Origin of the sequence: Streptomyces lunalinharesii (assembly GCF_039532155.1) — a bacterium.
In the GTDB taxonomy this organism is placed as follows: Bacteria; Actinomycetota; Actinomycetes; order Streptomycetales; family Streptomycetaceae; genus Streptomyces; species Streptomyces lunalinharesii.
In genome coordinates, this window is sequence record NZ_BAAARK010000002.1 from 307075 (window position 1) to 330509 (window position 23435).

21 protein-coding genes and 1 riboswitch are annotated in these 23435 nt (G+C 75.0%); of the genes, 11 read left to right on the forward strand and 10 right to left on the reverse strand.

Going from position 1 to position 23435, the window contains the following annotated elements; translation table 11 throughout:
- Positions 1–30 precede the first annotated feature (30 nt).
- Entirely contained in the window at positions 31–711 is a 681-nt protein-coding gene (gene ftsL, locus ABD385_RS05380; RefSeq protein ID WP_344573785.1) for a cell division protein FtsL, read from the reverse strand.
- Positions 708–1667: a 16S rRNA (cytosine(1402)-N(4))-methyltransferase RsmH gene (gene rsmH, locus ABD385_RS05385; RefSeq protein WP_344573786.1), complete on the reverse strand. Its 960-nt coding sequence runs from the start codon at positions 1665–1667 to the stop codon at positions 708–710. The genes ftsL and rsmH overlap by 4 nt, the downstream gene beginning before the upstream one ends.
- 489 nt (positions 1668–2156) lie before the next feature.
- Here rsmH and ABD385_RS05390 point away from each other — a divergent pair, with 489 nt between their 5' ends.
- The 4 genes from ABD385_RS05390 to ABD385_RS05405 all read left to right on the forward strand — a co-directional run bounded on the left by ABD385_RS05390 (position 2157) and on the right by ABD385_RS05405 (position 7815).
- Positions 2157–2717, forward strand: coding sequence for a beta-class carbonic anhydrase (locus tag ABD385_RS05390; protein ID WP_344573787.1), 561 nt, complete (start codon positions 2157–2159; stop codon positions 2715–2717).
- Between the two features lie 255 nt (positions 2718–2972).
- The gene (locus ABD385_RS05395) at positions 2973–3998 is read left to right on the forward strand and encodes an AAA family ATPase (RefSeq protein ID WP_344573788.1); all 1026 of its coding nucleotides are present in this window, start codon (positions 2973–2975) and stop codon (positions 3996–3998) included.
- Positions 3998–5398, forward strand: a complete 1401-nt coding sequence (locus ABD385_RS05400) for a DUF58 domain-containing protein (RefSeq protein WP_344573791.1) — start codon at positions 3998–4000, stop codon at positions 5396–5398. Before ABD385_RS05395 ends, ABD385_RS05400 begins: the two co-directional genes overlap by 1 nt.
- Positions 5395–7815 carry a transglutaminase TgpA family protein gene (locus tag ABD385_RS05405; protein WP_344573792.1) on the forward strand — a complete coding sequence of 807 codons (2421 nt, stop codon included), beginning with the start codon at positions 5395–5397 and terminating at the stop codon, positions 7813–7815. Before ABD385_RS05400 ends, ABD385_RS05405 begins: the two co-directional genes overlap by 4 nt.
- Before the next feature lie 447 nt (positions 7816–8262).
- Here ABD385_RS05405 and ABD385_RS05410 read toward each other — a convergent pair whose 3' ends face one another.
- The 3 genes from ABD385_RS05410 to ABD385_RS05420 form a co-directional block, all read right to left on the reverse strand.
- Positions 8263–8664 (reverse strand): DUF3040 domain-containing protein, encoded by a 402-nt coding sequence (locus tag ABD385_RS05410; protein WP_344573793.1) that lies wholly within the window; start codon positions 8662–8664, stop codon positions 8263–8265.
- Between the two features lie 347 nt (positions 8665–9011).
- The gene (locus ABD385_RS05415) at positions 9012–9767 is read right to left on the reverse strand and encodes a methyltransferase (RefSeq protein WP_344573794.1); all 756 of its coding nucleotides are present in this window, start codon (positions 9765–9767) and stop codon (positions 9012–9014) included.
- A 106-nt stretch (positions 9768–9873) separates the two neighbouring features.
- Entirely contained in the window at positions 9874–10392 is a 519-nt protein-coding gene (locus ABD385_RS05420) for an SAV_6107 family HEPN domain-containing protein (RefSeq protein ID WP_344573795.1), read from the reverse strand.
- A gap of 233 nt (positions 10393–10625) precedes the next feature.
- Between ABD385_RS05420 and ABD385_RS05425 the strand changes: the two genes are divergently transcribed.
- The 5 genes from ABD385_RS05425 (at position 10626) to ABD385_RS05445 (ending at position 16812) form a co-directional block, all read left to right on the forward strand.
- Positions 10626–11420, forward strand: coding sequence for an ATP-binding cassette domain-containing protein (locus ABD385_RS05425; RefSeq protein WP_344573796.1), 795 nt, complete (start codon positions 10626–10628; stop codon positions 11418–11420).
- Positions 11392–13599 (forward strand): YhgE/Pip family protein, encoded by a 2208-nt coding sequence (locus ABD385_RS05430; protein ID WP_344573797.1) that lies wholly within the window; start codon positions 11392–11394, stop codon positions 13597–13599. The genes ABD385_RS05425 and ABD385_RS05430 overlap by 29 nt, the downstream gene beginning before the upstream one ends.
- A 35-nt stretch (positions 13600–13634) precedes the next feature.
- On the forward strand, positions 13635–14249 hold the full coding sequence (locus tag ABD385_RS05435) for a TetR/AcrR family transcriptional regulator (protein WP_344573798.1): 615 nt from the start codon (positions 13635–13637) through the stop codon (positions 14247–14249).
- Between the two features lie 349 nt (positions 14250–14598).
- Complete coding sequence (locus ABD385_RS05440) at positions 14599–15219, forward strand: DUF4126 domain-containing protein (protein ID WP_344573799.1); 621 nt, start codon at positions 14599–14601, stop codon at positions 15217–15219.
- Between the two features lie 81 nt (positions 15220–15300).
- Positions 15301–16812, forward strand: coding sequence for a phytoene desaturase family protein (locus ABD385_RS05445; RefSeq protein ID WP_344573800.1), 1512 nt, complete (start codon positions 15301–15303; stop codon positions 16810–16812).
- Positions 16813–16968: 156 nt separating this feature from the next.
- Here the strand turns inward: ABD385_RS05445 and ABD385_RS05450 are convergent, their stop codons facing one another.
- From ABD385_RS05450 to ABD385_RS05470, 5 genes are all read right to left on the reverse strand, one after another.
- Positions 16969–18078, reverse strand: coding sequence for a hypothetical protein (locus ABD385_RS05450; protein ID WP_344573801.1), 1110 nt, complete (start codon positions 18076–18078; stop codon positions 16969–16971).
- A gap of 36 nt (positions 18079–18114) precedes the next feature.
- Positions 18115–19032, reverse strand: coding sequence for a methylenetetrahydrofolate reductase [NAD(P)H] (metF, locus tag ABD385_RS05455; protein WP_344573802.1), 918 nt, complete (start codon positions 19030–19032; stop codon positions 18115–18117).
- Positions 19033–19164: 132 nt separating this feature from the next.
- Positions 19165–19815 (reverse strand): thiamine phosphate synthase, encoded by a 651-nt coding sequence (gene thiE, locus ABD385_RS05460; RefSeq protein WP_344573803.1) that lies wholly within the window; start codon positions 19813–19815, stop codon positions 19165–19167.
- 109 nt (positions 19816–19924) lie between these two features.
- A complete protein-coding gene (locus ABD385_RS05465) occupies positions 19925–20290 on the reverse strand; it encodes an Rv2175c family DNA-binding protein (protein ID WP_016575220.1) in 366 nt (121 codons plus the stop codon).
- Between the two features lie 101 nt (positions 20291–20391).
- Positions 20392–21669: an NAD(P)/FAD-dependent oxidoreductase gene (locus ABD385_RS05470; protein WP_344573804.1), complete on the reverse strand. Its 1278-nt coding sequence runs from the start codon at positions 21667–21669 to the stop codon at positions 20392–20394.
- A 143-nt stretch (positions 21670–21812) separates the two neighbouring features.
- Positions 21813–21925, forward strand: a riboswitch (TPP riboswitch).
- Here ABD385_RS05470 and thiO point away from each other — a divergent pair.
- Complete coding sequence (thiO, locus tag ABD385_RS05475) at positions 21923–23155, forward strand: glycine oxidase ThiO (RefSeq protein ID WP_344573805.1); 1233 nt, start codon at positions 21923–21925, stop codon at positions 23153–23155. (Overlaps the previous riboswitch by 3 nt.)
- Positions 23152–23430: a sulfur carrier protein ThiS gene (thiS, locus tag ABD385_RS05480; RefSeq protein WP_344573806.1), complete on the forward strand. Its 279-nt coding sequence runs from the start codon at positions 23152–23154 to the stop codon at positions 23428–23430. The genes thiO and thiS overlap by 4 nt, the downstream gene beginning before the upstream one ends.
- Positions 23431–23435: the final 5 nt, after the last annotated feature.

Genomic DNA, 23435 nt, shown 5'->3' on the forward strand with positions numbered 1-23435 from the left:
CAGTGGGGCGCGGGGGCGGGTGTCACGGGGTCACCTGCCGGTGGCCGACGGGGTCGGTCCGGCGACGGGGCCGGGCGCGCGGACGGCGGGGGCGGGCGGGTCGGGCGTGAGGGCGGAGGCCGGCGCCATGGGCGTCGCCAGCGGGCCGGGTGAGGACGGAACGCCCGGGGTGTGGGGGGCGAACGGGACGGCCGGGTTCGGTGCGCCCGCCGGGGTCGGTGGTGGTGCTGGCGGCGCCTGGGCCGGAACCCGCGGCGCCGACGCCGCCTCCTGGCCCACCGGCCGCAGGGCCCCGGGGCCGAGCACCGGCCCGGCGGAGGCGGACAGCGCGGCGCCCGAAGCCTCCACCGGCCCGGGCGCGCCGCGGACCGTGCCGTCCGGCATCAGGAACGCCGGGTTGCCGCCGGGCACCATGCCCAGCCTGCGGGCCCGGCGCGCCAGCGCGTCCGGTGCGGAGTAGCCGTCGACCTCCTGTTGGAGCGCCTGCTGCTCGTCCGTCAGCTCGCCGGTCTTCCGCTCCAGCTTGCTCAGCTCGAACGAGCCTTGGTTGAGCGCGGAGTTGAGCAGCAGCAGGGTGATCAGCCCGGAGCCCAGGAGCACCACGACGAGCAGGACGAAGGGCGTCCGCGCGGCGGTGGCGCCGCGCGGGACGGAGGGCAACAGCGCGGTCAGGCGCTGCCTGGCGCGCGGTCGGCCCCCCTGCCGTGTCACGCGATGTCCTCGCGGATGCGCTCGGCGCCGCGCAGCCGGGCCGGGGCCGCGCGCCGGTTCTGCGCGACCTCCTCCTCCGTGGGCAGTTCGGCCCCGCGGGTCAGCAGCTTGAGCCGGGGTTGGTAGCGCTCGGGGACCACCGGCAGGCCGGGCGGCGCGGTATTACTGGCGCCGGCCGCGAAGACCTGCTTGACCAGCCGGTCCTCCAGCGAGTGGTAGGCGAGCACGGCGATCCGGCCGCCCACCGCGAGCGACTTCACCGCGGCCGGGATGGCGCGCTCGACGCAGGCCAGCTCGCCGTTGACCTCGATGCGCAGCGCCTGGAAGGTCCGCTTGGCGGGATTGCCGCCGGTGCGCTTGGCGGCCTGCGGCAGCGCGTCGCGGATCAGCTCGACCAGCCGGGCGCTGTTGCTGAACGGCTCCTTCTCCCGCTCCCGCACCACCGCCGAGACGATCCGCTTGGCCTGCTTCTCCTCGCCGTAGGCGCGCAGGATGCGGACCAGTTCACCGGGCGGGTAGGTGTTGAGGACCTCGGCGGCGCTGATGCCGGTCGTCTGGTCCATCCGCATGTCGAGCGGGGCGTCCTGGGCGTAGGCGAAGCCGCGGTCGGCCTCGTCGAGCTGCATGGAGGAGACGCCGAGGTCGAACAGGACGCCCTGGACGTGCGGCAGCCCGAGCCGGTCGAGGACCTCGGGGAGTTCGTCGTAGACCGCGTGCACCAGGGTGGCGCGGTCTCCGTAGGGGGCCAGCCGCTCGCCCGCGAGGCGGAGCGCGGCCGGGTCGCGGTCCAGGGCGACCAGCCGGGCCTCGGGGAACGCGGCGAGCAGTGCCTCGCTGTGTCCGCCGAGGCCGAGGGTGCAGTCGACCACGACCGCGCCGGGCTCGGCGAGCGCGGGGGCGAGCACGTCCAGGCAGCGCTGGAGCATGACGGGTACGTGGCGGGTGTTGCTGTTCATGCGCCAGCCTCGCTTCGCTCGGCGGGCCTGCATGCGCGGAGCGCGCACCTCTTTATGATTCGCTCGCTGCGCTCGCTCATGTGCCTTCCGATGGTGGACGGCAGGTGGGTCCCCGGCCGTTGGCTGGGGGATGCCGCACGTACCGCTTGGTCCCCGCCCGCTCTGAAGGGGAAGTGGCCCTCCGGCGACGGGGAAGTGACGTCGGATGACCGGTGGAGCGGGAGGAGGCCGAACCGTACGTACGGTCACGCACGCGAGGGATCCGGGATCCAAGGAGAGCGTCACGCCTCCCACTTCGCGCCACTTTAGTCCACCTGCCGCCCCGGTCAATCAACCGGTTCCGCGCGTCCCCCGCAGGGTGCGCCCGGAGGATTCCTGGGGGTTTGTCCGTGGCACCCGCGCTGTGGAGTGCCTCACAAGGCGTGAGGTTGCCCCCTACGCCTGATTTCCGGAGGGGCCGATCACGCCGTGAACGATTACCGTGAAGCCATGCCCATACCTGCGTCGCAGCCGCTGCCCTCGTCCGCCGACAGCACCTCCCCCGCCCCCGACGGCACCGTCACCGACCGTCTCGTCGAGGCGAACGAGCACTACGCCGACGCCTTCACGGACCCCGGCATGGACGCCCGCCCCGTCCTCCAGGTCGCCGTCGTGGCCTGTATGGACGCCCGGCTCGACCTGCACGCGGCGCTGGGCCTGGAACTCGGCGACTGCCACACCATCCGCAACGCCGGCGGCGTGGTGACCGACGACATCATCCGCTCGCTGACGATCAGCCAGCGCGCGCTCGGCACCCGGTCGGTCGTGCTCATCCACCACACCGGCTGCGGCCTGCTCAGCCTGACCGAGGACTTCCGGCACGAGCTGGCGGCCGAGGTCGGCCAGCGGCCCACCTGGGCGGTCGAGGCGTTCAAGGACCTCGACGAGGACGTCCGCCAGTCCATGCAGCGGGTACGCACCTCACCCTTCCTGCTGCACACCGACGACGTCCGCGGGTTCGTGTTCGACGTGACGACCGGCCTGCTGCGCGAGATCGATCCACGGGGCTGACCTGCGGCGGGATCCGTCGCGCCCGGCGGAGGATCCCGCCCGCCACACCCCCTCGGCGCCCGTTTCGACCGACATGCCCGGTTGGCTGGGACCGGACGGTGTGAGTTATCCACAGGCCATGACGCGAGGCCGCGCGGGCGGCAAGAATGCGTAGGTGACGTTCCGTCCGGCCACGACCGGACGGAATGCGCACACGGGGAGGCCGGGTCCGTCAAGGGGGCGTCGGCCACCCGGGGAGGGGCCGAGGAGGGCCGAGTGACGACGTATGACGAACGAGCGAGCCTTGCCGATCTGACCACCACCGCCGGGCGGGTGCACCGGTCAGTGGAGGGCGTGATCGAGGGCAAGCCGGAGGTCGTACGGCTCGCGCTGACGGTCCTGCTGGCGGAGGGGCACCTGCTCATCGAGGACGTGCCCGGCGTCGGCAAGACGATGCTGGCCAAGGCGCTGGCCCGGTCCATCGACTGCTCGGTGCGCCGCATCCAGTTCACCCCCGACCTGCTGCCGTCCGACATCACCGGCGTCAGCATCTACGACCAGCAGCGCCAGGACTTCGAGTTCAAGCCCGGCGCGATCTTCGCCCAGATCGTGATCGGCGACGAGATCAACCGCGCCTCCCCCAAGACCCAGTCGGCGCTCCTGGAGTCCATGGAGGAGCGCCAGGTCACCACGGACGGGCAGACGTACCACCTGCCCAGCCCCTTCATGGTCGTCGCGACGCAGAACCCGGTCGAGATGGAGGGCACCTACCCGCTCCCGGAGGCACAGCGGGACCGCTTCATGGCCCGGGTGTCGATCGGCTACCCCAGCCCGGCGGCCGAGTTGCGGATGCTCGACGTGCACGGCGGCGCCTCCCCGTTGGACGACCTGCGCCCGGTGGCGCACGCCCACGAGATCGTGCAGCTGACCGAGGCGGTGCGCACCGTGCACGTCGCCGAGCCCGTGCGCCGGTACGCCGTCGACCTCGTGGGGGCCACGCGCAGCCATCCAGATCTGCGGCTCGGCGCCTCGCCCCGGGCCACCCTGCACCTGCTGCGCGCCGCCAAGGCCGCGGCGGCCATGGCCGGGCGGGAGTTCGCGCTCCCGGACGACGTGCAGTCGCTGGCGGTGGCGGTGCTCGCGCACCGTCTGCTGCCCACCGCCCAGGCGCAGTTGAACCGCCGCACCGCCGAGCAGGTGGTGCTGGAGATCGTGCGCCGCACCCCGGTCCCCGACCCGTCCGCCCTGCAATGGCGACAGGGCGAGCGCGGCCAGCAGCCGCCCCACGCACGGGGGTTGTGATGTCCGGCGGGGGGAGCGCCGGGACCCCGGCGCCGGGCGGACTGCGCGCCGCCTTCGGGGGGCTGACCACGCGCGGCCGGTCCTTCCTGGCGGCCGGGGTGGCCGCCGCGGCCTGCGCCTACCTCCTGGGGCAGGCGGACCTGCTGCGGGTCGGACTGCTGCTGGCGGCGCTGCCGCTGGTGTGCGTCCTGGTGCTGCACCGCACCCGCTATCGCGTCGCGGGCAGCCGCACGCTGGCCCCGGCCCGGGTGCCGGCGACGGCCGAGGCCCGGGTCGGCCTCCGCGTGGAGAACGTCGCCCGGCTCTCGACCGGCGTGCTGATGCTCCAGGACCGCGTGCCGTACGTGCTCGGGCCCCGGCCGCGCTTCGTCCTGGACCGGGTCGAGCCCGGCGGACACCGCGAGGTGTCCTACCGCGTCCGCTCCGACCTGCGCGGCCGCTATCCGCTGGGGCCACTCCAGCTGCGCCTGTCCGACCCGTTCGGAATGTGCGAGCTGACGCGTTCCTTCAGCACGTCCGACACCCTGACGGTGGTGCCCCGGGTCGAGCCGCTGCCCCCGGTCCGGCTGGCCGGCGAGGTCGCCGGGTACGGCGACGGGCGCCACCGCTCGCTCGCCCTCGCCGGCGAGGACGACGTCATCCCCCGCGGCTACCGGCACGGCGACGACCTGCGCCGGGTCCACTGGCGCTCCACCGCGCGCCACGGCGAGCTGATGGTCCGCCGCGAGGAGCAGCCGGAGAAGGCCCGCTGCACGATCCTGCTCGACACCCGCGCCGCCGCCCACCACGGTTCCGGGCCGGACTCGGCCTTCGAATGGGCGGTGGCCGGCGCCGCCTCGGTCGCGCTGCACCTGCTGGAGCGGGGCCTCTCGGTGCGGCTGCTGACCGACACCGGCAGTGCGGTGCCCGGCCCGGAGGGCGGCGGTTTCACGGGCGGCGGCGAGTCCGCCGACGCCGGGGGCCTGCTGCTGGAGACCCTCGCCATCGTGGAGCACTCCGCCGAGGACGGCCTCTCCGCCGCGTACGACGTGCTGCGCGGCGGCAAGGAGGGGCTGCTGATCGCCTTCTTCGGCGAGCTGGACGAGGAACAGGCCGCACTGGCCGGTCGGATCTGCCGGGGCAGCACCGCCGCGGTCGCCTTCGTCATGGACGGCGACGCCTGGGCCAGGACACCCGGCGGGTTCCGCTTCTCGTCCGGCGACTCCCCCGTCGGCGACCGGTTGCGGATGCTGCGGAAGGCGGGCTGGACGGCGCTGCCGGTGACGCCCGGTGACGCGCTGGCCGACCTGTGGCGGGCGGCGGACCGGGCGGGCGCCGCACCGACCGGGGCGGCCGCCGCTGCGGCGGCGGAGCCGGACGACCGGCGGGGCGCACCCGAGCGAAGCGGGGCGGACGCATGAGCGGGCCGGCGCGGCTGGCGCTGTGCGCGATGGCGGCGACGCTGTCCGCCGGGTGCGCGCTGCTGCCCCTCGTGGATCCGATCACCTGGCTCTTCCAGGCCGCGCTGCTGCTGGCGCTGGTGACGGGGGTGGGCGCACTGGGCCGACGGCTCCCCCTGGCCCGGCCGCTGACCGTCGGCGCGCAGGCGCTGGCAGCCGTCCTGTTGCTGACCGCGGTGTTCGCCCGCGACCACGCGGTGGCCGGACTGCTGCCCGGCCCGGACGCCGTCGCCGCCCTGGCCGACCTGGTGCGCAACGGCGTCGGCGACGTCGGCCGGTACGCCATCCCGGCACCGGTGACGCCCGGCATCCGGCTGCTGCTGGTGTCCGGGGTGCTGCTGATCGGCCTGGTCGTGGACGCGCTGGCGGTCACCTACCGCAGCGCCGCACCCGCCGGGTTGCCGCTGCTCGCGCTGTATTCGGTGGCCGCGGGGCTGTCCCAGAGCGGTGCGGGCTGGCTGTGGTTCGTCGTGGCGGCCGCCGGTTACCTGCTGCTCCTGCTCGCCGAGGGGCGCGACCGGCTGTCCCAGTGGGGCCGGGTGTTCGGCGGTCCGGTCGCCGGCCGGCCGGCAGCGGCCCGCCGCGACGGACTGCCGCTCCCCCGGGGCCGCCGGATCGGCGCACTGGCGCTGGGCCTCGCGCTGCTGGTGCCCGCCGTGCTGCCGTCCCTCGGCAGCGGCCTGCTCGGGCCGACCGCCGCCGGTGCCGGCCCCGGAGCCGGCGGCGGCACCATCTCCGCGGTGAACCCGCTGGTCTCGCTCCAGGACAGCCTGAACCAACCGGAGGACCGCGAGGTCCTCAACTACCGCACGACCGCGACCGACACCCGCGAGATGTACCTGCGGATCGTGGCGTTGGACCAGTTCGACGGCACGGCCTGGAAGCCCTCCGAGCGCACGGTCACCGACGTCCCGACCGAGCTACCGCGACCGCCCGGCCTCAGCTCCGACGTCTCCGTCACCCGGGTCAACACCTCCCTGTCGACCGCCCAGTGGTACGCGCAGAACTGGCTGCCGCTGCCCTATCCGGCGGCCAGGGTGGACCTCCCCGGCCGCTGGCGGTTCGAGCCCGAGGGCCGCACCCTGGTCGGCGACCGCGGGCAGAACACCCACGGCCTCCAATACCAGGTCGAGAGCCTCCAGGTGCGGCCCACCGCCCACCAACTGGCCTCGGCCCCGCCGCCGCCCGCCGCGCTCCAGCGCGAGTACACCCGCGTCCCGGAGTCCCTCCCGCCGATCGTGCGCACCACTGCCCGTCAAGTCACCCGGGGCGCCGGCACCGCGTACGACAAGGCGGTCAAGCTCCAGGACTGGTTCGCGCTCTACGGCGGCTTCAGCTACAACACCGAGGTCCGGGCGGGCAGCGGCACCGAGGCGATAGCCCGCTTCCTGAAGGACAAGGAGGGCTTCTGCGTCCACTTCTCCTTCACCATGGCGGCGATGGCCCGCACCCTGGGGATTCCCGCCCGGGTCGCGGTCGGCTTCACCCCGGGCACCCGGCAGCCCGACGGCACGACGTCGGTGTCCCTGAAGGACGCGCACGCCTGGCCGGAGCTGTACTTCCAGGGCGTCGGCTGGACCCGCTTCGAGCCGACCCCGAGCCGCGGCAGCGTCCCGGACTACGCCTACCCGGACACCTCGCAGGCCCCCGCCCCCGGCGGCCCGGAGCACGCGCCGGCGCCGTCCGCGGTGCCCCCGACCGGGCCGTCCGCGCCTCCCACCTGCGGCCCCGGGGAGCGCCGCACGGGGTCCGGCCCGGACTGCGCGGCCACGCCCTCGGTGCCGACCGCCGGCCCCCCGGGCGGCGGCCCCTCGATCGGGACGCTCGCGCTCCTCGCGCTGGCCGCGCTGCTGGTCGTGGCGCTGCCCGCGGTCCCGCCGGCATGGCGGGCCCGGGCCCGCACCCGGCGGTTGGCGGGCCCACCGGGCGGTGACGCCGCGGCACGCACCCTCGCCGCCTGGCAGGAGCTGCTGGACACCGGCTGGGACTTCGGCATCCTCCCGGACGAGTCGCTGACGCCGCGCACGGCGGCGGCCCGGATCGTTCGCATCGGGGAACTGCCCGCCGACGCCGCGGCGGCCGCCCAGCGGGTCGCCGCGGCGGTCGAGCAGGTCCTGTACGCCCCCCAGCCGGTCGCCACCGCCGGCCTCGCCGCGGACGTGCGGCTGGTCCACGCCGGCCTACGGGACGGCGCACCGCGGGCGCTGCGGATACGGGCCCGGCTCGCCCCGCGCTCGGCGGCCCGCCTGCGCTGGTGCTGGGCGGCGCGTTGGTCGGCCCTGCGGCGACGCTGCCGGAACGGCCGGCCGGCGACCGCGGCCCGACGCGCGGCGACCGCCCTGCGAACGGCCGGGTGGCAGCGCGACGAGCGGACGTAGTCCAGCGAGCCGCGATCCAGCGCCGCCCCCTTCCAGGCCGGCTCCGTCCACGGGGGGGGCGGGGCTGGTCCGGACACGCACCCGCAGCAACGCGTGCCCGGCCCGCGCGGAAGAGCAGCGCCGGCCGCACCCCCGTCGCGGCACACCTCACGGTCGCGCTCACGGGCCCCACGGGCGCAGCGCGGAAACGTGCGGCGTCGGCGTACGTACGGCTCCGCTTCCCGCGCTCACCGGCAGCGCGGGAAGCGGAGCCGTACGCAGAGACAGAGGCGGAGGCACAGACAGAAGCGAAGGCGGCGAAGAAGGCGAAGAAAAAGCTCTGGCCCCCGAAACGTCGGGGGCCAGAGCACGGAAGGGGTCACACGGGCGGGCCGCGCGAGATCGGCCGGATCCGAGCCTGAGCGCCGGGCCGAGCAGATCGCCTCCGGACGGCTCAGGAGACGCTGGTCAGTGGCCCTGCTGCTCGTCTCGGCGACGCTGCCAGCGGTCCTCGATGCGGTCCATCATCGAACGGCGCGACTTCGCCTGGCGACGGGCCTGCGGCCCGCTGGGGGCCGTCCCGCGCTCACCGGGCTTGGGGGCCTTGCGCCAACCGGTGACGGCCAGCACGGCACAGCCGAGCATGACGAGGAAGCCGACGACGCTGACCCACCAGATCTGCTGCGCGACCATGCCGGCCATGAGCAGGCCGATACCCACCAGGAAGCCCGCGACCGCTTGGTAAACCCGTCGCCGGGTGTACGTACGCAGCCCGCTTCCCTCAAGCGCTGTCGCGAACTTGGGATCTTCGGCGTACAGCGCTCGCTCCATTTGCTCGAGCATGCGCTGCTCGTGCTCCGAGAGCGGCACGGAGTCCTCCTACTCGTCGGTCGCGGGGGGCGACCGGGGTGCGACCCTTTCAGGATAGGCAGGGATTCGCCCCCGTGAAACCCGCCCCTCTACGCCAATTCACCGTCCGCACCGCCGCGGCGGTGCGGTGGTGATGCTGGCTGCATTCCCCACCCACCAGCCCGTCATGCCGGAGCGTCGTACCCCGATCATACGGGGCGAAGCGGCTGTTCGGGTGGCCTGTGGTCGACCGCACCCGCTACCCGCGGGCGTCGCCGGGCCCCGCCGCCGGCCGCGGGCGCCCCGGCGGGCGCGGCGCGCGGGCGGCGTGCACCGTCCCGGCGCGGGCGCGGCCGCGTCCGGCGCGGTCAGTCGCGCTCGGCCAGGACGTGCAATTGGGTGGCGACGGAGTGGAACGCCGGCTGCTCGGCCGCGGCGGCCTCCAGCTTCAGCAGTGCCTCCATGGCGCCGGGCTCGGTGTCGACCAAGACGCCGGGGACCAGGTCGGCGAAGACCCGCACGCCGTGCACCGCGCCGACCTGGAGGCCGGTGGCGGTGACCAGGTCGGTGAGCTGGTCGGCGGTGAACCGGCGGGGCACCGGGTCGCCCTCGCCCCAGCGGCCGGCGGGGTCGGTGAGGGCGCGGCGGGCCTCGGTGAAGTGGCCCGCCAGGGCGCGGGCAAGGACCGCCCCGCCCAGCCCGGCGGCGAGCAGGCTGAGGGTGCCGGCCGGGCGCAGCGCGTCGACGGCGTTGCGCAGGCCCTCGGCGGGGTCGTCCACGTACTCCAGGACGCCGTGGCAGAGCACCGCGTCGTAGCCACCGCGCTCGACGACCTGGAACAGGCCGTGGGCGTCGCCCTGGACCCCGCGGATGCGGTCGGCGACCCCGGCCTCCGCGGCCCGGCGCTCCAGGGCGAAGAGGGCGTTGGGGCTGGGGTCGACGACGGTGACGCGGTGGCCGAGGCGGGCCACCGGGACGGCGAAGTTGCCGCTGCCGCCGCCGGTGTCGAGGACATCCAGGGCGTCCCGCCCGGCGGCCTTGGCCCGGCGGTCCAGGGCGTCGTTGAGGACGTCCCAGACCACGGCGGTACGAAGGGAGGCGCGCGGGCGCAGCGGGTCAGACACGGTGGGTGGCTCCTCGGCGGGGCATGGACGTCCAGTCGTTCACCACCCTATTGCGTAATCGGGCGGGTGCCGCGTCCGGCCCGCGCACCGCCGCAGGTCGGGCCCGTCAGCCGGCCCGTCCCCAGCTCGCGTCGGGCGTCCCGCCGGCCCGCTGCGGGGGCAGCGCCGGCTGGAGCCGGAGCATCCGCTCCACGAGGCGGAGGAACATCCCGGCGTCCCGCAGGAGGTCGTCGGCGTCACGCTGGCCGGCCGCGCCCGCTATGCCGGCCTCGGCCCTGGCCCGGCGGTCGGCGCCGGCCGCGAACAGGGCGCTCCACTCGGCGAGTTCGGGAGCGACCTCGGGCAGGACCTCCCAGGCGCTGCGGATGGTCTTCCGACGGCGTGCGGTGGGCTCCGGTCGGCCGCGCACGGCGAGGACCGCGGCCGCGGCGCGCAGCGCGGCCAGGTGGGCGGTGGCGAACCGGTCGTTGGCGGATTCCAGGGTCTCGGCCTCGTCGAGGCCGAGCTGGGCCTTGGCGAGCAGGTCGAGGGCGGCGGGCGGCGCGGCCGCCCGGCGCAGGACGGGGTGGACGTCGCTCGGGGGACCGTACGCAGCCGAGCTGCCCGCGACGGGACGAGCTGCCATGACGAACCTCCTGTCGTCGCCCGCTGGTTGAGGGCCTGCGGGCCGATGCGGACCGTATGCACCCATCGTGCGGCACACCACTGACAATCGCCCCTGACCTGCGGTTCCAGTGGAAAACGGACAGCGAATCGGCAGATCCGGAACGGGTTTTCGCGGATTTCCGGCGAACCCCTTGCGGAGGGCGGACCGGGCTCCCTAGCTTGAACTGACCAGTCAGTGCAAGGGAGGGGATCGTGGACAGCACCCCGCACGGGGCGGCGGTCACGGCCGCGGGATTCGGGGTCAAGGGCCCCCGCGGTTGGGCGTTCCGGGACATCGACGTCACCGCCGGACCCGGTGCGCTGATCGCCGTGCAGGGCCCGTCGGGGTCCGGCCGCACGTGCCTGCTGCTGGCGCTCACCGGGCGGATGAAGCCCGCGGCGGGCACCGCCGAGGTCGGCGGGTTGCCGCTGCCCCGGCGCATGGCCGCGGTTCGGTCCCGCACCGCCCTCGCCCACGTGCCGGGGGTCGCCGAGCTCGACCCGGCCCTGACCGTCGGCGAGCACCTGCGGGAACGCGCCCTGCTCCAGGGCCGGTTCGGCGCCTCGCTCGGCGCGCTGCTGCGGCCCCGGCGGGAGCGCCGGGCACGGGCCCGCGCTCTGGTGGACGACGCGCTGACCGCCGCCGGACTGGACGTGGCGACGCTGCCCAAGGGCGTCCGCACCGCGGTGCGCGACCTGGAGCGGCTGGAGGCGCTGCGGCTGTCCGTGGCCCTGGCGCTGATCGGCGGCCCCGGGCTGCTGGCCGTGGACGACACCGACCTGAAGCTGTCCGACCAGGAGCGCGCCGCGGCCTGGGCGCTGCTGCGCTCCCTCGCCGCCGCCGGCACCACCGTGCTCGCGGTGTGCAGCGAGCCGCCGGCGGACCCCTCGGGCGTGGTGCTGGTGCGCACCGGCCGCCCGGCACCACACGCTGCCGACGCCCCCGAGGACGGCGGGCACGATGAGGAGGGGGCGGCCGATGCGCTCGCCGAAACTGGCCGCGCTTGAGCTGAAGCGGTTCGGGCGGGGGAAGCTGCCGCGCGCCGCGCTGGCCGCGCTCCTGCTGCTGCCGCTCCTGTACGGCGCGCTGTACCTGTGGTCCTTCTGGGACCCCTACGGCCGGTTGGACCGGATCCCGGTCGCGCTGGTCAACGACGACCAAGGGGCCGACGTCGGCGGACAGCGCATCGCGGCGGGCGACGGGATCGTCGCCGGGCTGCGCGACAGCCACACCTTCGACTGGCACCGGGTCGACTCCCAGGAGGCCGGCCGGGGCGTCGAGGACGGCACCTACTACCTCTCGCTGTCCATCCCGCGGGACTTCAGCCGACGGATCGCGTCCAGCTCCGGGGCGCACCCGGAGACCGGTGCCCTGACGGTGCGCACCAACGACGCCAACAACTACATCGTCGGGCAGATCTCCCGGACCGTCTTCTCCGAGGTCCGCGCGGCGGCCACGGCCAAGGCGTCGCGGACCTTCCTCGACAAGATCTTCGTGTCGTTCTCGACCCTGCACGGCAAGACCCAGGAGGCCGCCGACGGCGCGGCACGGCTCCAGGACGGCATCGGGCAGGCCAAGGACGGCGCCGGCAAACTGGCCGACGGCCTGGGCACCGCCAAGAACGGGAGCGCCGAGCTGGTCGGCGGCCTGGGCGACCTCGACGCCGGCGCGGGCCGCCTCAACCAGGGCAGCACCGACCTCGCGAAGGGGGCCGGCACCGCCGCCACCGGGGCCCGCCAACTGGCCGACGGCTCCGGCCAGGTGGCGCAGGGCACCCAGCAGCTCGCCGACACCGTCAACGGCGTCGTCGACCAGGTGGGGCCGTTCGTCCGGGCGCACGGCAAGGAGATCGGCGAGGCCGCACGGCTGGTCGCCGACGGCGCCCAGGCGGTGCGCGACCACCTGGACAAGCTGCCCGGCGCGGCCGACGCCGGCGCCCGGCTCTCCCGCGGGCTCGCCGACCACCTGGACACGTACTACCGGCTGCGCTGCGGCAGCGGCGGCTCCGTGGGGAGCGACTGCGCCGAACTGAAGCTGATCACCCAGCAGGCGGACGCCGCGGCGGACACCGCCGAGGAGGTCAGCGGCTACGTCCACGACCAGAAGAACCTCGACCAGCTCGGCCGGGACCTGGACACCCTGCACGCACTGGCCTCCGAGCTGGCCGCCCACGGGCCGACCCTCGGGGCCGACATGGACGCCGCGGTCCAGAAGATCAACGACCTCAACGACGGGGCCCACAAGGTCTCCGCGGGCGCCCGCGAACTGGCGGCGGGCAACGCCCAGTTGGCGTCCGGCGCGGACCGGCTCCATGACGGGGCGCGGCAGCTGCACGACGGCACCGGCCGCGCCGCCTCCGGGATGACCGACCTGGACGCCGGCGTCGGCCGCCTCAAGGACGGCGCGCAGACCCTGGACGGCGGGATGTTCAAGCTGTCCGACGGCTCGGCGCAGCTGGCCGGCGGACTGCACGACGGGGTGCGGCAGATCCCCGACTACGGCAAGAAGGACCGCGACGCGCGCACCCTGGTGATGTCCGATCCGGTGCAGCTCGCGTCCGGTGCCACCCACAAGGCGCCCAACTACGGCACCGGGTTCGCCCCGTACTTCATCCCGCTGTCCCTGTGGGTCGGCGCGATGGTGGCCTACATGCTGATCCCGCCGCTCAACCGGAGGGCACTGGCGACGGGCGCGTCCTCCTGGCGGGTGACGCTGTCCGGATGGCTGCCGGTGTTCGGCATCGGGGTGCTGCAGACCGCCGCGCTGATGTCCGTGCTGCACTTCGCGCTCGGCCTCCAGATGGCCCGGGCGGCCGGCACGGTCGGCTTCCTGGTCCTGGTCACCGCCTGCTTCTCGGCGATCGTGCAGTGGCTGAACGCGAAGTTCGGGCCGGCCGGCCGGATCCTCGTCCTGGCCCTGCTGATGCTCCAGCTGACGTCGGCCGGCGGCACCTACCCGGTGCAGACCAGCCCGGGCTTCTTCGGGGCCATCCACCCCTACCTGCCGATGAGTTACGTCGTGGAGGGGCTGCGCCGGCTCATCACCGGCGGCGAGCTGGCTCCCGTGTGGCAGGGCGCCGCGGTGCTGCTGGCGTTCACCCTCGGGGCGCTGGCGCTGACCTCCCTGGCGGCGCGCGGTCGCCAGGTGGTGCGGATGAAGGACCTCCACCCGGAGCTCAGCCTGTGAGCGCGCGCACAGCCGCGACCGGCACAATCACCCCCATGGACAGCTCCCACACACGCCGCGACGCGACCCGGCGCAAGCTCTTCGAGGCCGCGGTCACGCTCATCGCCGAACAGGGCTTCTCCTCCACCACGGTGGACGAGATCGCCGAACGGGCGGGGGTCGCGAAGGGCACCGTGTACTACAACTTCGCGAGCAAGAACGTCCTCTTCGAGGAGCTGCTGCGGCACGGTATCGAGTTGCTGGCGTCCTCCCTCCAGACGGCCGCCGACGAGGTCACCGACGGGGGCGGCACCCGGGTCGACGCCCTGGACGCGATGATCCGGGCCGGCCTGGAGTTCATCGCCCGGTATCCGGCCCTCACCCAGCTGTACGTCGCCGAGCTGTGGCGCACCAACCGGGCCTGGCAGTCGACGCTCATGGTGGTCCGGGAACGGGCCATCACCGTGGTGGAGAACGTGCTGCGGGAGGCCGTCGCCGGCGGCGAGCTGAGCGAGGAGATCGACATTCCGCTGACCGCCTCGGCGCTGTTCGGGATGGTCCTGGTGGCCGCGCTGGACTGGCAGTCGTACCAGCCGGACCGGTCGATCGACGACGTGCACGCGGCCCTGTCGCGGCTCCTACAGGGACGGGTCACCGGCCGCCCCGCCTGAAAGGGAGCGGCGCTCCACCCCGTCCTCGGGGCGGACCGCCGCGGCCCCCGGAAAGACATGAGCGCTGCCCTGGCACGGATCGTTCCCCCGAATCGACCCGACCAGGGCAGCGCCGCCCCCGTACTCCCCCGTGCTTCCCCCGTGGCGTCCGGGGAGCCGCACCGCTCCGCCGCCCCGTGTCGGCGGTGCGGCGCCACTTCCCGTCCGTGGCCCCCACTCTTCCGTCCGGACGGATCCCGGCCCATCCGCACACCTACTCATCTCGGCGTCTGAGTACGGATACTCAAAGCTGAGCACCGCGCCCCATCGGACGGGCGGCGGGCCCCGTGGACCGCCTACCATCGGCGGCGTGTCCGTACTTCCCCTGGTCTTCACCAGCGGCTGGGCGAGCGGGATCAACGCCTACGCCGTCATCCTGCTCCTCGGCCTGCTCGGTGCCACCGGCGTCTCCGACGAGGTGCCCGCCGCCCTGGAGCGGCCCGACGTGCTGATCGCCGCCGGGCTGCTCTTCCTGGCCGAGGCGATCGCCGACAAGGTCCCGTACGTGGACTCCGTGTGGGACGCCGTGCACACCGTGGTCCGGCCGATCGCCGGCGGCGTGGTCGCAGCGCTGCTGGCCGGGCACGACGGATCGTTGCCCCAGCTGGCGGCCGGTGCCGTGGGCGGCTCCACGGCGCTGCTGAGCCACCTGGTCAAGGCGGGCACCCGGATCGCGGTCAACACCTCGCCCGAGCCGGCCAGCAACATTCTGCTGAGCCTGGCGGAGGACCTGGGCGTCGCCGGGCTCGTCGCGTTCGCGCTGTTCCACCCGTGGATCGCGGCGGGCATCGCGGCGGTGCTGCTGGTCGCGGGGATCGCCACGGTGGTCTTCCTGTGGTCGCGGATCCGCCGGTACCTGCGGCGACGGCGGGAGCGGCGCGCGGACAAGCGGTTCGCGGCGGCCGGCAGCGGCGCGCCACCGCTCGGCTGACTCCGCCCGCCGGCGGGCCGGGTCCGGGGCGGACACCGGTCGTCGGCGGCGTTGTCAGTGCCGCCGGATACAGTCGCAGGCATGGCAGGAATTGCGGTGATCGGCGCCGGGATGGGCGCGATGGCGGCCGCCGCCCGGCTGGCCGTGGCGGGCCACCGGGTGACGGTGTTCGAGCGCGGTGCGACGTACGGCGGCGCGCTGGGCCGGTTCGAGCGGGACGGCTTCGCCTTCGACACCGGCCCCGGACTCCTGCACCTCCCGGCGGTCTACCGCGACCTGTTCGTCAAGACCGGCCGCGAGCCGCTGGAGCGCTGCGTCGAGCTCACCCAGGTCGATCCCGCCAGCCGGCACGTCTTCCCCGACGGCAGCTCCGCGACGCTGCCCAACGCCTCGCGGGCCGGCGTCCTGGCCGCCCTGGACGAGGCGCTGGGCGCCGGCGCCGGCGAGCGCTGGAGCGCCCTGCTGGTGCGCGCCCGCGAGGCGTGGGACGCCACCCGCCGGCCGCTGCTGGAGGAGCCGCTGTGGCCGGATTGGCGGGTGCTGGGCCGCGACCCGTACCCGGCGGTGCGCCGGCGCGGCCTGTTCGGACGGGGCGGCGGCAAGGGCCCGACCACCGCCACCCTCGCCGAGGTCGCCCACCGCGAGCTGACCGACCCACGACTCGTCGCCCTGCTGGAGAGCCACGCCCTGGCCTACGGCTTCGACCCGCGCACCGCCCCGGCGAGCGCGACGGTGCTGCCCTACATGGAGCAGACCTTCGGCAGTTGGTACGTGACCGGCGGCATGCGCGCGCTGGCCGACGCACTGTACGAGCGCTGCCGGGCCCGGAAGGTGGAGTTCGCCTTCGGCGCCGAGGTGACCGGGATCCTGGAGAAGGACGGCCGGGCCGCGGGCGTGGCGCTGGCCGACGGCCGCACCGCCGACGCGGAGTTCGTGGTCGCGGGCGTCGATCCGGTCCGGTTGTCGGCGCTCTGCGCCGACCGCGAGCCCTGGAGCGACGACGACGTCCGCCCGGGCGACCGGGCGCCCGCGCGGCTGACGGTCTGTCTGGCCCTGCGCGGCGCCCGCCCGGCGGACGCGGTGCACCGCACGGTGGTCCACGCCGCGGACCGCACCGCGGAGCTGACCGGCGTCTTCGGCGACGGGCCCGACCTGCCGACCCCGTGCGCCCGCCCGACGGTGACGGTGCTGCGCCCCGACGACCCGGCGACGCGCCCCGACGACGACCACGAGGCGGTGACCCTCACCGCCACCGTCGCCCCGCACGGTCCGGTCGACCGGCTGGACCGCGAGGCCCTGGAGCGGGACGCGGAGCGGCTGGTCGCGAGCGCCGAGGCGGCCGTGCCCGGCCTGCGGAAGCGGGCGCTGTGGCGGAAGGTGCTGCCGCCCACCGAGGGCGGGCCGGTGCCGGGCCCGGCGCTCGCCGGCCAGCAGGGGCGCTTCCTGCGGCCCGGCAACCGCACCCGGATACCGGGGCTGTACGCCGTCGGCGGCTGGTCCCACCCGGGCGGCGGGCTGGCGCACGCCGGGATGTCCGGGGCGATCGTCGCCGGCCTGATCGTGAACGGCGACGACTGGCACGGCTCGGAGTGAGCGTGCGGGGCAGGGACGGCGCGGGGGCGGAGTGAGCGCCGGCCGGTCCGGGCCGCCCCGCCGGTACCGGGGCGACCGCCTCCGAAGCGGTGGCCCAACCCGTCCCGGGGCGGCGGCAGTTGGCGTCCCGCCCGGCTCACGGCCGGGCGTCGCCGCTCAGTAGGGGTACCGCTGCTCGTCGTATCCCGGCTGGTGCGGGGGCGGGTAGGCCGGCTGCTCCGCCGGGTGGCCGGTGTCGCGCTGCTGCGGCACCCACACGCCGTCGGGCGGCGTCTGCGGAGCGTAGTGGTCCTGCCCGTACTCCTGCCCGTACTCCGGTGCGTAGTGCTGCCCGTACTGCTGCCCTTGGTCCTGGCCGTAGTGCTGCCCGTAGCCCTGGTCCTGCCCGTAGTGCGGTGCGGGCTGTCCGCCGAGGTCGTCGTAGTGCTGCCCGGCCTGATGCGGCGCCCGGCCGAACGGATCCGGCTCCTCGTACGGGTCGTGGTGCGCGGCGTACTGCTGGGTCCCGATGTACGGGTCGGAGTAGGGCGCCTGCCCGCCCTGGTAGGCGCCGTCGTCGTAGGCGGGGTAGGGGTCGGCGTAGCCGCCCTGGCCGGGCGTCGGGCCGTACCCGTCGCCGTACCCCTGGCCCTGGCCGTCGCCGTCCGGGGTGACGTTGCCGAAGAGGTCGTACGCAGCGGGGGCGGGCGTCGCATCGGGGCGGGCGTCGAAGCTGTAGACGCCGTAGGCCCCGGTCTCGTCCGGCAGCGGCTGCGGGGCGTAGACGGCGGGGGCGTCCGCCTGGGCGTAGGCGAAGAAGTCCTGGTGGGCGGGCGGTTCGCCGTGGCCGGGCGCGTCCGGCACCGGCTGGTAGGGGTCCGGGTTCCCGGGACCGTCGCCGCCGTGGCCGACCGGCGCGGCCTCCCCGGCGGCCACCGGGGCGGTCTCCTCGGCCAGTTGGGAGACCTGGAGGTTCGGCCCGTCGGCGGGGCCGCGGGAGGAGCGGGCGCGGCGCCGGCGCTTCGGCTTGGGCCGCCCGCCGATCGTCCAGCCCTCCGTGAACCCGCGGCGCACGGAGAGCGTCACGTACGTCTGGCCGAGCGCGAAGGCGATGGCGCCCAGGGCGATCACGATGACCGACGGGATGACCACGCCGACCACCACGCCGAGGAAGCCGCCCAGGGCCAACGCCCGCCAGCGCAGCGGCGCCTTGTTCTGGAACAGCACCTCACCGAGCAGCCACAGCGCGACCAGGGCAAACGCGATGTAGAGGATCGTCCAGCCCATATGCGCCCCTCTTTCGCCGGATGCCGGCCGCCGCGGTCAGGGCCGCTGGTGCAGCCCCAGGTTCTCGTAGATTTCCAGGGTCGCCGTGGAGTGGTTCAGGGTGATGAAGTGCAACCCGGGCACGTCCTCGGCCATCAAGCGCGCGCACAGGTCCGTCGCGTACTCGATGCCAATGGAGCGTACCGCCGCCGGGTCGTCCTTGACCGCGAGGATGCGCGCAGCGAGCTCGGGCGGGAAGGCGGCGTTGCTGAGCTGCGCGAACCGCTCGATCTGACGCACGTTGGTGACCGGCATGATCTCCGGAATGATCGGCGTCGAGCAACCCGCGGCGTGCACCCGGTCCCGCAGCCGCAAGTAGTCCTCCGGGAAGAAGAACATCTGCGTGATCGCGAAGTCGGCGCCGGCGCGGCACTTGTCGACGAAGTGCCGGACGTCGGTGTCCCAGTCCGTCGAGCGCGGGTGCATCTCGGGGAAGGCGGCCACGCCGACGCAGAAGTCGCCGGACTCCTTGATCAGCTGGACCAGCTCGGCGGCGAAGCCGATGCCCTCGGGGTGCCGGATCCACTCGCCCAGGGGGTCGCCCGGCGGGTCGCCGCGCAGCGCGAGCATGTTGCGGATCCCGGCGTCGGCGTACTGGCCGATGATGTTGCGCAGCTCGGCGGTGGAGTGGTTGACCGCGGTCAGGTGGGCGACCGGGGTGAGGGTGGTGTCGGTGGCGATCCGCTCGGTGGCGCGGACCGTGCCGTCGCGGGAGGTGCCACCGGCCCCGTAGGTCACGGACACGAAGGTCGGGGCGACGGCCTCGATGCGGCGAATGGCGTTCCACAGCGTCCGCTCGCCCTTCTCCGTCTTCGGGGCGGCGAACTCGAACGAGAAGGATCGCTTGCCGGAAGCAAGCAGGTCGCGCACGGTGCGTGCGCGATCAGTCCTGGTGGAAGCTGTACCTAGGGCCATACGGGCAGGTTAACCACAGGTCGGACGGACACCAACCGGCATCGACGTAATGCCTGGTTGGTGCAGTTCCTGTCCACTAGGTGGACATCCCGTGGCCATCCGGTGCTCTCCGACGGGCGCCGGCCGGCCGCGTCAGGCGGACCAGCTGCGGACCCGCTTGGCCAGCTCCGCGGTCGCTGCGCCCGGGTCGTCGGCCTCGGTGATCGCGCGGACCACCACCACCCGACGGGCGCCGGCGGCCAGCACCTCGTCGAGGTTGCCGGCGTCGATCCCGCCGATGGCGAACCAGGGGCGCTCGGGGTTCTGCGCGGCGGCGTAGCGGACCAGGTCCAGGCCGGGGGCGTGCCGGCCGGGCTTGGTCGGGGTCGGCCAGCAGGGGCCGGTGCAGAAGTAGTCCACGCCGGGCTCGGCGAGGGCGGCGTCCACCTCGGCCTCGGCGTGCGTGGAGCGGCCGATCAGCGGCTCCGGGCCGAGCAGGGCGCGGGCGGCGGGGACCGGCAGGTCGCCCTGGCCGAGGTGGAGCACCTCGGCGCCCGCGGCGTGGGCGACGTCCGCGCGGTCGTTGACCGCGAGCAGCGCGCCGTGCCGTCGGCAGGCGTCCGCGAAGACCTCCAGGTGGCGCAGTTCCGCGCCGGCCTCCAGGCCCTTGTCGCGCAGCTGCACGATGTCCACGCCCGAGGAGAGCACCGCGTCCAGGAACTGCGGGAGGTCGCCCTGGCGGGTGCGCGCGTCGGTGCACAGGTAGAGCCGGGCGTCGGACAGGGCCTGTCGAACGGTGGTCATCGGGCGGCTTCCCCCTCGTCGGCGGGGTACGGGCCGGCCGGAGCCGGTCCGTACGCCGCGTGGATGCGGTTGCGGATGCGTGGTGCGGTTACTGCGGGATGCGGCTGCGTCAGACGGCCAGCGCCTGGGCTCGGCGCTTGACCTCCGTGCCGCGATTCTCGCGCAGCGCCTGCGCCGGGGTACCGGGCAGGGTGTCATCGGCGGTGAAGAGCCACTCCAGCATCTCCTCGTCGGCGAAGCCGTCGTCCCGCAGGAGCGTCAGCGTCCCGACGAGCCCCTTGACGACCTTGCCGTCCTGGATGAATTCGGCGGGCACCTGGAGCACGCGGTTCTCCCCGCGGCGCACCGCGATCAGCTGGCCCTCCTTCACCAGCTGCCGCACGCGGGTCACCTCGACGTCGAGTTCTTCGGCGATGTCGGGGAGGGTGAGCCAGGCGGGAACGAGTCCATCGATCTTTGCGTCAATCTCGGTCACAGGACAAGCCTGCCACCTCCCACTGACAGCCGGTACCCGGGCCTCGCCGCCGGGCGACGCGTGTCCCCCGCCGGACGGCCGGCGGGGGGCCGCACGAGGGGTCAGCGGACCGCCGACTTGAGCGGAACGGCAGCGTCCGCCGCCCGCTCCCGGTCGAGCAGGGCGCCCCGCTCGATGAGCCGGCGCCCCTGGGCCAGGTCCCGCGGCCGCCCCACGGCCAGCAGCGCGACCAGCCGTCCGGCGCCGCCGGCGCCGTCACCGTCGCCGTCACCGTCGCCGCGGAGCCAGAGGACCGACCAGGCGGCGCCGGTGGGATCACCGCGCCAGACCAGCTCGTCGGCGTCCCCGTGGTGGCCGGCGTACTGCACGAACCGGCCGAACTGCTCGGACCAGAAGTACGGCACCGGGTCGTAGCGGACGCCCTCGGCGGCGCCGCGGGCGATGTTCTCGGCCACCGTGCGGGGCCCCTGGAGGGCGTTGTCCCAGTGGTGGACCAGCAGCCGGGTGCCGTAACGGGCCGACGGGAAGGAGGCGCAGTCACCGACCGCGTAGACGTCGGGGACGGAGGTGCGCAGCCGTTCGTCGGCCAGCACCGAGCCGTCCGTGGTGGAGAGGGCGACGCCGGAACCGGCCAGCCAGCCGGTGGCGGGCCGGGCGCCGATGCCGACGACGACGGCGTCGGCGGGCAGGGCGGTGCCGTCGGCGAGGGTCACCGCGCCGGGCGCGACGGAGTCGACCCGCACGCCGGTGCGCAGGTCGGCCCCGGCGTCCGCGTACCAACCGGTCATGTGCCCGGCGACCTCGGCGGGCAGGGCGCCGGCCAGCGGGTGGTCGGCGGCCTCGACGACGGTGACCTCGCAGCCCGCCTCGCGGGCCGCGGTGGCGAACTCCGCGCCGATCCAGCCGGCCCCGACCACCACGATCCGGTGCTGGGCGGCGAGCACCGGGCGCAGCCGCTCGGCGTCGTCCAGGGTGCGCAGCAGGTGCACGTCGGGGCGGCCCTCGCTGCCGGGCAGCCGGATCGGTTCGGCACCGGTGGCCAGGACGGCGTAGTCGTAGCGGACCGGGCCCCGGTCGGTCTCGACGAGGTGCTCCTCGGGGCGCAGTGCGGTGACCCGGCGGCCGAGGTGGAGGTCGATGCCGAGACTGGCGAAGTCGATGTCGAAAGCGGAGCCGTCGGCCTTGCCGAGCAGCACCGCCTTGGACAGCGGGGGCCGGTCGTAGGGCTGGTGCGGCTCGTCGCCGAGGAGCGCGATCGCTCCGCGCCAGCCTTGTTCGCGCAGGGCCACGGCGGTCTGCACACCCGCCATCCCGGCGCCGACGATCACCACGCGCGGCGTGCGGTCAGGGTCCTGGGGAGACTTGCTCTGCTCGCTCACCCGCTCACTCTAGGACGGCACCCGACGCGGCCCGCAGCAGCGCGCAAGGAGATCTCTGACACAGAGTCACGCCCCGTGACGGCCGGGCCCGGTCCCCGGGCGCTCCCTTACGACGCGTCGCGACCCGTATTAGGGTGGCGGACGCACGCACTCGCGGGAGCCCGGACGGACCGGGCTGAGAGGGAGGCTGGCCGGCCTCCGACCGTACGAACCTGATCCGGGTCATGCCGGCGAAGGGAGGGGCTGGACGCCCATGCATCCATCCACCACACCAACGGACCCGTCGCGGCCGGTGGACCGGCACCCCGACGTGCTGGTCATCGGCGGCGGCGTCATCGGGCTGGTGACCGCCTGGCGGGCGGCCGGCCGCGGACTGCGGGTCGCACTGGCCGACCCCGCGCCCGGCGGCGGCGCAGCGTCCGTCGCGGCCGGCATGCTGGCCGCGGTCACCGAGCTCCACTACGGCGAAGAGACCCTGCTGGGCCTCAACCTGGCCTCGGCGCAGCGGTATCCGCGCTTCGCGGAGGAGCTGGAGGAGGCCAGCGGGCAGCGGATCGGCTACCGCCGGTGCGGCACCCTGGAAGTCGCGCTGGACGCCGACGACCGCGCCCACCTGAGGGAGTTGCACGCCCTCCAGGTCCGCTCGGGCCTGGACTCGCAGTGGTTGACCGGGCGCGAGTGCCGCCGCCTGGAGCCGATGCTCGCCCCGGGGGTGCGCGGCGGCCTCCGGGTGGACGGTGACCACCAGGTCGATCCGAGGCGCCTGGCGGGCGCCCTGCTGGCCGCCTGCGAACGGGCCGGGGTGGTCTTCCACCGGACGGCGGCGGAGCGCCTGACGACCGCCCGAGGGCGCGCCACGGGCGCCGAACTCGCCGACGGGACGCGGTTGGCGGCCGGTCAGGTCGTACTGGCCGGGGGCAGCCGCAGCGGGCTGCTGGCCGGCGTACCGGAGGCCGTGCGGCCGCCGGTGCGGCCCGTCAAGGGGCAGGTGCTGCGGCTGCGGCTGCCGGACCGGCTCCCGGGCGGCCAGCCGTTCCTCTCCCGCACCGTGCGGGCCGTGGTCCGCGGCAACCCGCTCTACCTGGTGCCCCGGGAGAGCGGCGAGCTGGTCCTCGGCGCCACCAGCGAGGAGTTGGGCTGGGACACCACGGTGACCGCGGGCGGCGTCTACGAGCTGCTGCGGGACGCCCACGAGCTGGTCCCGGGGCTCACCGAACTGCCGCTGGTCGAGAGCCGCGCCGGGCTGCGTCCCGGCTCCCCCGACAACGCACCGCTGCTCGGCCCGACCGAGCTGCCCGGCCTCCACCTGGCCACCGGCCACTTCCGCAACGGCGTGCTGCTGACGCCGGTCACCGGTGACGTGCTGGCCGAGGTGCTGGCCACCGGAACCGTCCCGGAAGAGGCCCGCCCCTTCTCCCCCACGCGCTTCTCCCCCGCCCCCCTGGGGGCCGAGCGCGTCCGTGCCCTTGAGGAGCAGCCCGTATGAGCGCCCCCGGTACGCCCGGTACTCCTGCCGGCCCCGTCGGCCCCTCCGGCCCCGATGCTCCCGCCGGCCCCACCGTGTCCGTCTCCGTCAACGGGGAGGCCCGCCGGATCCCGGGCGGGCTGACCCTGGACCGGCTGGTCGCCACGCTGTCCCGGGCGTCGGCCGGGGTGGCCGCCGCGGTCAACGAGACCGTGGTGCCGCGCACCCAGTGGTCCGCCACCGCGCTCGGCGACGGCGACCGCGTCGAAGTGCTCACCGCCGTGCAGGGAGGCTGATCACC

Bases quoted from the DNA above. Each gene is read 5' to 3' on its own strand.
- ABD385_RS05450 (WP_344573801.1), bottom strand. From the start codon at position 18,078: ATGGGCTGGACGATCCTCTACATCGCGTTTGCCCTGGTCGCGCTGTGG.
- ABD385_RS05435 (WP_344573798.1), top strand. From the start codon at position 13,635: ATGGACAGCTCCCACACACGCCGCGACGCGACCCGGCGCAAGCTCTTC.
- thiE (WP_344573803.1), bottom strand. From the start codon at position 19,815: ATGACCACCGTTCGACAGGCCCTGTCCGACGCCCGGCTCTACCTGTGC.
- rsmH (WP_344573786.1), bottom strand. From the start codon at position 1,667: ATGAACAGCAACACCCGCCACGTACCCGTCATGCTCCAGCGCTGCCTG.
- ABD385_RS05445 (WP_344573800.1), top strand. From the start codon at position 15,301: ATGGCAGGAATTGCGGTGATCGGCGCCGGGATGGGCGCGATGGCGGCC.
- ABD385_RS05390 (WP_344573787.1), top strand. From the start codon at position 2,157: ATGCCCATACCTGCGTCGCAGCCGCTGCCCTCGTCCGCCGACAGCACC.
- thiS (WP_344573806.1), top strand. From the start codon at position 23,152: ATGAGCGCCCCCGGTACGCCCGGTACTCCTGCCGGCCCCGTCGGCCCC.
- ABD385_RS05405 (WP_344573792.1), top strand. From the start codon at position 5,395: ATGAGCGGGCCGGCGCGGCTGGCGCTGTGCGCGATGGCGGCGACGCTG.
- ABD385_RS05400 (WP_344573791.1), top strand. From the start codon at position 3,998: ATGTCCGGCGGGGGGAGCGCCGGGACCCCGGCGCCGGGCGGACTGCGC.
- metF (WP_344573802.1), bottom strand. From the start codon at position 19,032: ATGGCCCTAGGTACAGCTTCCACCAGGACTGATCGCGCACGCACCGTG.
- ABD385_RS05430 (WP_344573797.1), top strand. From the start codon at position 11,392: ATGCGCTCGCCGAAACTGGCCGCGCTTGAGCTGAAGCGGTTCGGGCGG.
- thiO (WP_344573805.1), top strand. From the start codon at position 21,923: ATGCATCCATCCACCACACCAACGGACCCGTCGCGGCCGGTGGACCGG.
- ABD385_RS05420 (WP_344573795.1), bottom strand. From the start codon at position 10,392: ATGGCAGCTCGTCCCGTCGCGGGCAGCTCGGCTGCGTACGGTCCCCCG.